This window comes from Paenibacillus sp. FSL F4-0100 (assembly GCF_037993005.1).
GTDB lineage: Bacteria > Bacillota > Bacilli > Paenibacillales > Paenibacillaceae > Paenibacillus_AQ.
Window position 1 is genome coordinate 3,953,896 of the sequence record NZ_CP150303.1, and the last position, 12,389, is coordinate 3,966,284.

General features: G+C 46.3%; 7 protein-coding genes and 1 pseudogene. 1 reads left to right on the forward strand and 7 read right to left on the reverse strand.

The annotated features are described in order from the left end of the window. Positions 1-151: 151 nt before the first annotated feature. Positions 152-676, reverse strand: a complete 525-nt coding sequence (locus MHH48_RS17845; RefSeq protein WP_076323585.1) for an AAA family ATPase — start codon at positions 674-676, stop codon at positions 152-154. A 1,153-nt stretch (positions 677-1,829) separates the two neighbouring features. Next, entirely contained in the window at positions 1,830-4,448 is a 2,619-nt protein-coding gene (ppsA, locus tag MHH48_RS17850) for a phosphoenolpyruvate synthase (RefSeq protein WP_076323586.1), read from the reverse strand. Between the two features lie 142 nt (positions 4,449-4,590). Between ppsA and MHH48_RS17855 the strand changes: the two genes are divergently transcribed. Next, positions 4,591-4,812, forward strand: coding sequence for a hypothetical protein (locus MHH48_RS17855; protein ID WP_076323587.1), 222 nt, complete (start codon positions 4,591-4,593; stop codon positions 4,810-4,812). Here MHH48_RS17855 and helD read toward each other — a convergent pair. The 5 genes and pseudogenes from helD to MHH48_RS17880 all read right to left on the reverse strand — a co-directional run bounded on the left by helD (position 4,809) and on the right by MHH48_RS17880 (position 12,302). Continuing rightward, a complete protein-coding gene (gene helD / locus MHH48_RS17860) occupies positions 4,809-7,214 on the reverse strand; it encodes an RNA polymerase recycling motor HelD (protein ID WP_076323588.1) in 2,406 nt (801 codons plus the stop codon). The genes MHH48_RS17855 and helD overlap by 4 nt on opposite strands. Positions 7,215-7,550: 336 nt before the next feature. Then, positions 7,551-7,838 (reverse strand): annotated as a pseudogene (locus MHH48_RS17865) (SRPBCC domain-containing protein); the annotation flags it as partial. A gap of 1,166 nt (positions 7,839-9,004) precedes the next feature. Beyond that, positions 9,005-9,742, reverse strand: coding sequence for an HAD family hydrolase (locus tag MHH48_RS17870; RefSeq protein WP_076323590.1), 738 nt, complete (start codon positions 9,740-9,742; stop codon positions 9,005-9,007). A 71-nt stretch (positions 9,743-9,813) separates the two neighbouring features. Then, positions 9,814-10,863, reverse strand: coding sequence for an alcohol dehydrogenase catalytic domain-containing protein (locus tag MHH48_RS17875; RefSeq protein WP_076323591.1), 1,050 nt, complete (start codon positions 10,861-10,863; stop codon positions 9,814-9,816). A gap of 200 nt (positions 10,864-11,063) precedes the next feature. Further along, positions 11,064-12,302 (reverse strand): aspartate aminotransferase family protein, encoded by a 1,239-nt coding sequence (locus MHH48_RS17880; protein WP_076323592.1) that lies wholly within the window; start codon positions 12,300-12,302, stop codon positions 11,064-11,066. Between the last annotated feature and the right edge of the window lie 87 nt (positions 12,303-12,389).

The following is a 12,389-nucleotide window of genomic DNA, read 5'->3' on the forward strand; positions in this document are numbered from 1 at the left end:
GTTCTGTTCCAAAACTCGTATGATCCTCCCGATCATATTATCACTCCATTCGTGAATGCTATATAAATATTCCACTCCAAGGCAGCTGATCAATCTGACCAGTTGCCTTCTCATCTTTATTCAACTAACGTCCCCCATTAGCGTAATATGATTAATCTTCGGACCTACCATACAAACATTTTAGAATCGAATCAGCACATTCTTCTGAAGAGTTTATGTGTGTGTTGACAGTACGGTCGTACTGTATATCTTTTGCCATCATTTTGTTTTGCCAGTCTGATTGATCTTCAGTTCTATCTCCACGCTCAATATTTCTTTGGCGACAAATTTCCAAAGGACAAAACACTTCAACAATATAAAAGGGGTACCCAGCAAATATGTTCTTAACTTTTTCATAATGGGGTTTTAACTCAGGTCTTTCTACCAAGATGCCATCGATAAGCACATTTTTACCATGATCAGAAAATAGTTTGGCGGTATGATACATCATAATAATGGCATCACTTAAATATTTCCAATAATCTTCTCGAAGATAGTTATCGCCAATTGTATTTTCAAAAAGATCGTTTGCAACCACATAAAAAAACTCATCCGATTTTAACTGAATAGCGTCTACTATAGATGTTTTTCCTGAACTGGTTACTCCGTTCAAGAATACGATTTTTCCTTTGCTCATCTCTAATTCCCCTATTCGTTCAACTTAAATACAGTTTAACAGTTTCAACGTATAAACAGGATTGAGAAAACAATTATAATTGAACTATGCTGCCCATTAGAGTAAAGCAGCTGCCAACCGGCAAACTGCTCCATCTGTTCTCCACAAAGGTTTCCCCTTAGCTTAGCGACCAACAGACTACAACTTCATTCGATATACCCCAGTCTCACCGAGAAAATCTTTTCTGGTCAATCCATTTTCTCCAAGCAATATTCGATAATTGGTTATCGTACCATCATGTGAAATAATGAATATGTTTTTATAACTTTCCCCGATCCAATCTAATAACTGCTTAGCATATCCTTCAAAAATATCTTGTTCGATCCTATTAATCCCTTCTTTCCAGCAATCCAAATTGAAATCAAGAATATCAGTTTCTCCATACAGATTTGTAATCTCAGTTTTAGAAAGGATGTGATCACATGCTAAAAAAGGAAGTTCGGGGTTTTGAGGAAACATTCTCGGACCAACAAACGGAGAAATAATGAAGTCCATACCATTTTTTATAATAGTTGCCGTCTCATTACATTTCGTAGCTGCGTTACTTGAAATTTGCCGTACTCTGTAAGACTAGGATGCAGAGTATTCAACCGATTGGGATAATCGTTGAGATGTTCTCCATGACCATGCCGAATAAATATGAATTCCATTTTCCGCCCTCCTAACATCAAATCCGATATTAGGTATTCTATGATTGTATTCAGTAATCCTCCCGTTAGCTTAATGAACTAGAGCAGTGAAATGTAGTTAAATGCTTGCTTAATCGGTAATCGGACTATGTTCTTGTCCTTTACGGCAATCGGTACAAGTTCTTGTCCTTGGCTCGGGACAAGAACTTGTACCGATAAAACAAAAAAAACCGCTAATAGCGACTTTCAATGGGACCATGTTCTTGTCCCTCGACACTCAAAGTGTCACAATTGACATGTCTTCTACTTTTTTAATGTGTTATTACGCTTGGCGATCAAACTTGATATACACAATCAATCTGTAGAATCATTGCTTGCTAAAAGAAAAGCAGGATCAAAACGTAATAAAACACCGCCAGTAATACTGACGGTGTTTTGGTGTCTAAAACTTAAAAAAGGCTTTCCAGTATCCCAACTTCTTAACATTACAATAATTCGATATACCCTTCTGTTCCATGCACGCGAATTCGTTGCCCATCTTTTATCAATTTGGTCGCGTTCTCCACACCTACAACCGCTGGCAAGCCATATTCACGTGCTATAACGGCTCCATGGGTCATCAGTCCGCCGACTTCCGTAACTAAGCCTTTTATAGATAAAAACAATGGAGTCCAGCTGGGATCGGTAAAGGCAGTCACAAGTATATCGCCATCTTCCAGATCAGCCTCTTCCATATTCAGGATCACCCGTGCCCTCCCTTCGATAACACCCGAAGAAACGGCAAGACCTGCAATAGCTCCGGCGGGGATATTTTCCCTTTTGTACTGACCCGTAATGATTTCGCCATCAGACGTAATCACACGTGGCGGAGTTAGTTTTTCATATAATTTATACTCGTCCTTCCGCTTGCTGATAATCTGGTAATCTAATTTATTTGTGCGAACAACTTCTTGAAGTTCTTCAAAAGCGAGATAGTAAATATCTTCTTTTTCATAAAGAACGCCCGCTTGTACGAGTCGTTCCGCTTCCTTAAGTAAAGCCTGTTTATAAATGAAGTATCGACTAACAATGTCGTATTTCGGATATTCACGATAACCGCTGAAATTCCGGATCAGGTCGATCATTTGTTTTGTCTCTTCGGCTTTTTGTTCACCATCCGGTAATTGTTTCAATCGGGCCAATAAATCCTCTTCTTTCTCCAAAGCTTCCTGTCGCCCCTGCTCAAATTTTCGTTTGCTGGCGCCAGGCTCAAGGTTTTTGATGTTACTGAGGATCATAGGCACCAGTATACTTGGTTTTTCACTCCAGCGTGTTCTTGTAATATCGATCTCCCCGGCACATCGCATTCCATATTTGTCGAGAAAAGCAGCAATAGCATCACGTACCTGCTGCCCACCTTCGAATTGAACCAATTCATCTAAAAAGCTATCATCCTTTACCTGTTCTAGAAACTCAATTATTTCCGGATAGGGACGAATCACATCTGCAACATCCAGTAGCTCCATTCCCATTTCAGAAGTGACGTTGTTAGGTACAGATAGGGAAAGTGTGTCTGCTACGTTTTTTTCACCTAACCAGTCATCCATTTTTTCATTGATCCATGCAGAAGCATGCATAGCGGCCATAATCACATTCAAATTTTTCAGATCTGACGCACGCTGCCTCCGTTGCTGCATATCTTCCAGGATACAATCGAATACATCCAATCCTGATTTCGTTTGGAGGTTCTGTTTTAACGCTGATAACGATGTCTCACTGCTCTTAATCAAATTAGCAATAATTGCCGGATCGCTTCCTGCTTCTGCCAGAATATCCGTAGCTGACATACCTATATGGCTTTTTACAGGACCCGGTTCGCTCTGGTCATTCGGGTCCAACTTTATATAATCTCCCCGCTCTATGATGGTAATAAGCGCGTCTTTTATGAGCGGATCGGAGTGTCCTAGAACACCCAATAAATTTTGCCTGCCAGTTGTCGAAGCCAAGCCCTTCGTGATATCCACAAACAGCCTTCCGCCAGCCGTTTTAAACATGGGGCTGGCACCTGTTAACACCCAAACGGATATCCCAAGCGGTTTAAAAGGATCCGTCATCATTTGCTGATGGCCGACAGACACATACACGTGATTCTCCTGGTCATTTGCTTCAGGAAGGGGATATAAAGTGGTGATCGGCCGGCTCTGGACAATATAAAGGGTATCATCAGCCAAGCACCATTCGATGTCTTGGGGCTGGCCGAAATGAGCTTCGATCTGTCTTCCTATGCGTGCCAATTGTAAAATTTGGTCATCCGTAAGGGTTTGAGTCTTTTGCTGATCAGGATTGAGCTGCCGGGTCTCTGTCCCGCCTTCTTGCCGTCCGTAGATCGCGATTTTTTTGGTTGCAATCCTCTTGTCGACGATTTGCTCATCCCGCACTTTATAAACATCGGCAGAAACCAAGCCGGAGACCAGCGCTTCTCCGAGTCCAAAACTGGCATCGATTGAAAGCAGCTTTCGGTTTCCGGTAATTGGATCAGCGGTAAATAAAATCCCTGAAGCCTGTGGGAAGACCATCCTTTGAACGATAACGGATAAATATACTTGACTGTGGTCAAATCCATTTTGCATGCGGTAGATGACCGCACGATCCGTAAATAGGGAAGCCCAGCATTTGCTGATATGCTGCAAGATGGCATCGATGCCGATGATGTTTAAATAGGTGTCTTGTTGACCGGCAAAAGAGGCATGCGGCAAATCCTCAGCAGTCGCGCTGGAACGCACAGCATACGCATGTTCCTCGCCAAACCGGGAGAGATAGCGAGTAACAGCTTCTACTACATCGGAAGGAATTTCTACTTCCAAAATGATCTGCCGGATCTTCCTGCTGATTTCCCCAATTTGGTCTCGATCATCTACTTTTAGCATGGTTAGGCGATCCAATAAAGCATGATACGCTTCGTTTTGTTCGATGGCTTTTTGATACCCCACGGTTGTAACGCAAAATCCCTCGGGTACTTGTATTCCTTCAATTTTTGATAATTTCCCCAAATTCAACCCTTTTCCGCCAACGAGTAAAAGCTGCGTTTTTTCCATTTCCTGAAAGCCGAGAACGAAAGTACTCATTCAATATCTCTCCTAACCATTAAATTGATATAAAAACATTTGACAAGAGTTTACCAGTGCGGTAATTGGCCAGTTGATGCTGTAACGTTGGAGGGATGATCACGACGATTGTATGGGATGATGCAGCAGTTAAAGTGTCGTTATGAGCGATGGTTTTTTAGATCAACTGGGACCGGCGGATAAGGCCGGGGGGATAGACGGTGACGGTCCATTTATCATCTTCAGATCGGTGTCGAAGTATTATGAGTTTCGGAATGGCATTATTGACAACGGTGCTGTTCAGAATAACCATGATCATGGCGCCCAAAATTTGCAGAATCATGAGAGCAGCTTATCGCGGCCGACGTCATCCCCGATCCGTTAATAGGGTGCTTTCTCGTACAAATTCGCAGGCAATGCCTGCACGAACGGCGACCAATCGCCCGTCGTGTAAAGATGAAGCCGGTGCATGGCCCGCGTACAAGCCGTATAAAGAAGCTTGCGTTCGTTGTCCCGGACGTAAGCTTCGGGCGAAGCATCATAGACCAAGACTGCATCGAACTCGACACCCTTGGCGAGATACACGGGAATGATCATCACTCCTTTTTCAAAGCCCGGCGTCTCCTTCGTAATGAGCTGCAGAGCTTCACCTCCATGAATCCGTAACGATTCATGGGCCTCCCGGCTTTCGGCTGCGGTCTTCGTAATGACGGCAATGGAATCGAAGCCCTCGGCCGTTAGCGCCGCGATGTCTGCCAGAATTTGCGTATCACGCTTCTCACCGCCGTTCAGTCTCGTCAGAAGGGGCTTTGGGCCACCCCTTTCAAACGGTGCAATGTCTTCCCCGCCCGGAAGCATCGATTTCGTAAATTCAACAATCTCCTTGGTTGAACGATAACTACGTACAAGGCGGACAAGGCGTGTTTCGGTTTCACCGAAAAGGCGGACCAGTGGCGAATCGGCTGTGTCCAAACTTGTAGACTGCATATAAATCGCTTGCCCGAAATCGCCGAGCACCGTCATCCGGGCACGGGGAAACAGCTTTTTTAGATATTCATATTGAAACGCCGAATAATCCTGTCCCTCGTCAACGAAGACATGCCGGATTTCCGTGTTCGTCCGGACGCCTTCGATCAGTTCTCTTAAATACAGATACGGAGTCGCATCCTCATGGAGCAACTCGCTTCGGAGCAGCGCTTCCTTGGTTTGCCCGCATATTTCAGCCCACAGCGGAGGGATGTCGGCCCCATTCGTTTTCTCCCGATAAGGGGCTTCGCCCTCAAATAGTTGCCCATATAAACTCTTGATATCGACGAACGAGAATTTCTTCACGTTTTTCCTAAGCGCTTTAAAGCCTTCTTTCACGATCCTTCGGCGAAGCAGCTCTTCCTCCTTAAGGCCGAAGTCAAAGTCGCCTTCATCTCCCCGGCGTTCGTTCTCACGAGTGGCGTATTTTTCTGCAATTTCGAATACTTCCTTCTCTTTATGCAGCATTTCGAAGGCCTCCACGTACTGCTCGGTGTCAAGATAATTCAACTCTTCCTGTACCCAAGGAGCTTCTCGTTCCGCGCGTTCCAGCGAAGCAAGTTCATTCAGCAGCCATTCCTGCAAAAGTAGGACACGATTGAACAACGGCAGGGAGTGGTCATGGCCGTAAAACTCCGCCTTCATTCGCTCCGCGGTAATCAAATCGCGGTCCCGAAACCGAATACCGTTGAACCGCATGCCTTCCTGTCCCAACCACATTGCATAGTTTTGCAGGGCTTGCAGGAAAGCCTCGGATGCTTTATACCCGATCCCCTGAAGGCGAGCCTCGTACCCCGGCGCTCCTTGCGAGGTCAGCACATATTCGATCTGGTCAAAAGGATCCTCCGGCCGCAGCGAGGAGCCGAGCCAATAATCGAGATATTCCTGAAATGTCGTCTGCTGCATATTCTCTTCGCCGAGTTCCGGAAGGACGGTGGAGATATAACCGGCAAACATCGGATTCGGCGAGAAAAGAACGATCTGATCGGCCTTGATCGTCTGGCGGTGTTTGTACAGCAAGTACGCCACTCGCTGCAACGCCGCGGAAGTCTTGCCGCTACCGGCTGCCCCCTGCACGATAAGCATCCGGCTGCTGTCGTCGCGGATGATGGCGTTTTGTTCCTTCTGGATGGTTGCCACGATGCTCTTCATTTGCGAATCTGCGCCTTTGCCGAGCACCTGCTGCAGCAATTCGTCTCCGATCGTTTCGCTCGCGTCAAACATGTTGCGGATTTGCCCGTTTTGTATCTGAAACTGCCGCTTGAGCTCCATCACCCCTTCGAATCGTCCGGACAGCGTGACATAAGACGCCGGGCCGGGGGGGTAGTCGTAGTACAGGCTCGCGATTGGCGTGCGCCAGTCATAAATCAGAAAGCTCAATCCGTCTTCGTCGACGAAGGAAGAGACGCCGATATAAATCTGCTCGCTGAAGTCCAGACCATCCTCCTTAAAGTCGAAGCGTCCGAAATAAGGAGACGGGAGCAGACGGTTCATGCTTTTCCATTGCTCCGTCAGCAGCTTGTGTCGGCGCTCCCGTTCGGCCAATAACGCGGACTGCTGGTTAATCGTGTAGTAAGTCTCTTCGAAATCTCCGCCCGTGCTTGTGTTAATCGTAAGATCTTCCCAAAACCGCTTGCGGATGTCTGAAGCCTGATCACGCAGCCCCTCAACATCCGGCTCCAGTTCGGCGATTCTCGCCTGCAGCTTGTTCCGGACCTGTTCCAGCCGCTCCTGTTCCTCCTGCCAATCCTTCGCCTCCATTTCCCCTCAACACACTCCTTTTTCCGTTTTTTTTGGGGGTAAAAAAGATCATTGACAAATCAAAATTCCAGATGTACAATTAAAGTAGGGATAAAATAAAATGTTGTATATGTTTTGATTGTCAATGACGCTAATGATTGTATCATAGCGTTAATTTGCATTCAATTGTTTTTTTGTTACTGTTCGGCAGCGTTGAACACTGGCCCGGATTGTGGACAGTTTCAACAAAACACCGCTGAGTTAAGCTGCCAGGAGATGCCCCTTTAATTCATCAGGGTCATCTTTTTTTATGTCCACTGGCTCTGAATTGTAATGGGTTATGCGGAAGCGGCATTTCAGGCAGACGGACATCCGCTTGTCTTCCATGTCCAGCGTGTACGAATACACAATACGCCTGTCCGGAACGATTTCCTGGTCAGGCATCGAAAGTGAAAACTGCCCCCCCAGGCGGGGCCGCCACGATTGAATTCGCGTCCGCCGACCCGGAAGGCAAACTCGTCAGCTTTAGGAAACCAGCTGGCTTTGGCTGTCTTGGCCTGCCCATGCAGCGAATACGCGGGCATGGGAGTGTTTATAGTTCGGTTCGGTGACAAATGTGGAATGCTTGGTAGACCTTTCGCTCATTGTCGAATCCTCCTTGTCCGGGTTCTTCCGGATACTCATCTAAATATTCGCCAAGTCGGTCGAGATGGAGATCCATGCTCGATTTCCTCTCGGCTAAATATTTCTCATGATTCATTCTCATCATTCGCATGATATTCGTGAAATACTCTAGGGTAACCAGATCGTTCCTTCGCATCCGGCTCGATACATTCTCAAGCTCGTGCAAGAGTTTCTGCTGCGTGTGGATATTTTCTTTAAGGCGATCCATCTGAAGGGAAACGATTCTTCGCGACAGCTCGCCCCTGCCTACCGCGTGATGTAGGACCTCTCGCAGGGGGGGGCGGCGTGCCCACGCTGAATCCGACCGTGGATTTCCGCGACGAATCCGGTTCCCCCTCTCGGCTAATGAATAATACTACATAATAATGAGTCAAAGGTAGCCCTAGGCACAATGTCTTCAATATAAATATCATTCATTTAGGACCGACTGTGCTGTGATTTGAGTAGAATCACCCTGATTACATATTATTCGTAACTTGTGCTTCAAGCGTCTGATAATCAACGATGCTTAACGAAGTCGAACTGGTTTCATCGTATACCTCTGCTGTAACTTCCCCTGGGGATTTCCCAAGTAATACACCAGGATGATATATCATTCCAATTGTCTCGTCACTGGAGAACCAGTTACTTAACGCAGTCACATCCATCTTCATAAGAACGCACTGCCTTCAGTTGCCTCTCCTCCCCCACCAAAATGTAATCCGGTGTTCCATATTCAATGGCCAAATTGGCAACAGTCGCTTCTTCTCCAAATGCAATTAGGGTAAAAGAGATACCTACAGACTGAAATACTAACATGAGAACAGTACCGAGTATCATAATCTAGTGTAATGTTTCATCAGATTCTCTCCTTTTCCATCAAAAAAAGCACCTCTTAATAAAGGGCTTATGCCTTATTAAGAGGTGCTTCCTCTGAAAAGTGTTTATGAATGATATAAATTGAACTCAACTTTAACGAGTATATCGATAATATTTCATGATTTTTTACTCTTTTGCCCTACCCCACTTGGCAATCTCTAGCTGCCTAACCCGGTCAATTAGACTGGTCGAGTCTCGATGAGAGTTTAATTCTCGTATTTTGTTATTTAAGTCTTTGATCCACTTTTCATAGTATTCATAGTCTCGTCTTAGTTTATCTCCGTCAAGCTTGGCGATCTGCCTTCCAACGGAAGTGTATCTTTCAGCGTCCATAATTCATCATAACTGGAAATCTGAAGATCTGCTTTGGATAAGTCCTGGTCACCTGATCCCGGATTACAGTATCCAATGCAGCGCATGCCTGCACTTTTGGCGGCCTGAACGCCATTGCGCGAATCTTCAATGACAAGACAGTTTGAAGGGGACACTCCAATCATTTCAGCTGTAGTCAGGAAAATATCCGGTGCCGGCTTGCCGCTCTCAACTTCCTCACCTGTCATTCGGACCTCGAAGTATTTTCCAAGCCCGGTCTTGTCCATGATCAGATCGATCAGTGTACGTGGTGAGGAAGAAGCAACGGCTATAGGAATGTGCTGCTCATGCAGCCAGCTTAACCAGCGTTCCACGGAAGGCATGGCCGTCAGCTCCGGATAAGCCAGCATCGTCTGCATCACATTATGTTGATGGTAGGCGAGGGCTTCTTCTACGGTAGCCGTCAACTGGTGCTTGTCCAACACTTTCCGCCACATCGACTCCAGCGTAACTCCGACATAGGTGTGATGTTCCACCTCCGTCATTTTTGCGCCAAAATGAGCAAAAGAGCTGCGCTCAATCTCGAAATAAATCGGTTCGCTGTCAATCAGTACGCCGTCCATGTCAAAAATGACCGCCTGAATGCTGCCATCCTTCGACTCTTCCAGCCCGTCAAACTCCTTGTTTGCTACCATGTTGTATTCCTCCTCCAGGATTCTGTAAGCAATTATCTCTAATTTATCTCAATCATGGTTAACTTGCTGCTTTAGATACTGGAGCCGCTGGATTGCAGCACTACTTTGATGGCATGTGAAGAAGCTTGAAGTGTGCGCCCCTGAATATCGCAGCCGAGCGTGCGGAACGCCTCTTCGTAATCCTCCAACGGGAAAGAGTGGGTGATAATTTTTTTCGCCGGGATAATCTGTTGCTCAATCATATAATGGGCTGTTGCGAATGTGCCCAGGGAGTCGATGGAGCCAATAATTTTCAGACTGCGGTCCACGACTTCCTTGGGATTGAACGATGTGTTTCCATCTCTCAGACCGACCAGCATGAGATAACCGCCGCTGGCGAGTTGCGAAAGCACTTGTGTGCCCACGACGCCTGTCGTATCCACAATCATATCAACCTGATTGGTTGTGGGTGCCAGCGACTCTATTGCATTTTCAAAGGATGAATGAACCTCCCAGCGCTCTGGTGCAATCGAACCAGCAATAGCCAGACGTTCTTCGGAGATGTCGACGAGACAGCCAGTGACGCCTTTGGAAGCGAGGGCGTAGCTGTATAGAATGCCAATCGGGCCTGCGCCGAGGATAATCGTTCTAAAATTCGGCAGCAGGTGGATCTGATTAATGCCCGTAAGCATACAGCTCAGCGGTTCGGTCAGGGTCGCTTCTTCATAGCTCACATGGTCCTTCAATTTATACAAAAAGCGATCCTCGGTTACATAATAATCCGTAAATGTACCGTCAGCACTCACACCTGTCTCCGTAACCGACTTATGTGTGCAGTGATTTTGTCTCCCTGTTCTGCACATGTCGCATTGCCCGCAATAATAGGTAGGATCGATGACAACCCGGTCGCCCGGTTGCAGTGTCGTTACAGCAGGGCCCACGGCAATAACTTCCCCGGCAGACTCATGACCGAGAATGACGGAAGGAACTGCATGATATTTACCGCTGACAATACCGAGGTCGGTACCGCATACGCCCGTTGCCCGGATCCGAACCAACACCTGATTGTCTCTTGCGATTTCAGGAACAGGCCGTTCCTCAAGCGATACATCCCATGCCGATTTGTATACCAATGCTAACATGATAAAACCTCCTTATAAAAATATGAATTTAAATTCAGATCACACAATAACGAAGAAAATAGAACAAACATGGAGCAGCGAAGCGTTCGCCTTTATCACCGGACTTTCCCCTGTAAAGAGGAATCAAAAAAATCTGGGGATAACAGTGATCGAAAGATTGTTTTGTAAGCTTAGTGTCCGAATGTAATTTGGATTACGTACTAATGAACGCTGGCAAGCACCGAATCCAGTCGCTCTACAATTTCAACCAACTCGTCTTCTGTTGTGGTAAGCGATGGTCTGACTTTAACTACGTTCCCGAAGCCGTAACGTGATCCTCTTAAAATCAGATGCTCATCCGTGAAGGCTCGGTCGATAATGGCATTGGTTTTATCCGTATCCGGTTCATTACTGTCACCTACCATTTCTAATCCCCACATCAGCCCGACTCCGCGAGCTTCGCCGATGCTTGGATATTTCATGGTCAAATCTTGCAGTAATCCGCCTAAAATTTCACCTTTGCGTTTCACATCATCCAGGAATCCGGGTGCGGCTACAACCTCCAGGGTAGATTTAGCAGCGGTTACAGAAATCAGATTGCTTCCTGAGGTGAAGGAATGCTCATGCTTTTCCAGTACATTCAATCTGGATTGCATCAATACCGCAGCAACAGGTACACCAATTCCGCCGAGACCTTTGGCAAGGGTAATCATGTCAGGTTGGATATCGAACAATTCGCTGGCGAACATGTACCCAGTACGTCCGATCCCCGTCTGCACTTCGTCGGCTATGAGAATGATGTTGTACTCATCACACAGTTTACGCAGGCGTTTGAAATAACCTGCAGGAGGAACGATATTGCCGCCATTCCCGAGGATCGGTTCAATGATCATGCAGGCGACTGAGCCGGAACTCGCATATTCTATGGCATCAGAGATAGCTTCAACACATTGATATCCGCAGTCTCCGCTTGAAGATTTGAAAGGGCAACGATAGCAGTATGGTGCAGGTACATGAACGGAGTTGGCAACAGCCGAATTTGGAAACCGTTTCCGCCGGAAGGCATTTCCCGAAATCCCGGTTGCAAACTGGGTCTGTCCATGATGGGACAGATACAAGCTGATTATGTCTGTGGATTCCGTATATTTCTGTGCAATTTTGGTAGCACATTCATTTGCGGTTGAACCTGTAATATCCCGCATCCATCCGGCATTAATATCGTTTGGGGCATATTCAATCAGATGATCGAGCACTTCATCCACATACGGTTCTGTGAAGGAGGAAGACATATGCGTCAGATTGCCGACTTGTTCCTGAATTTTACTCACGACATGCGGGTGATTGTAGCCCAGTGACAGATTGAATGTTCCGGATACGCCATCCAGATATTCAACGCCTGCATCGTCAATCAACTTAATCCCTTTTCCGGTTCTGAAACGGTTTTTGGTTAAAGTTTGCATACGATTCCCTCCATAAATGTAATGGTCTAGACCAAACGAAGATCAAAAATTCCGGATTACGCAGGCATCACCCCTCTCAAGAAGCAA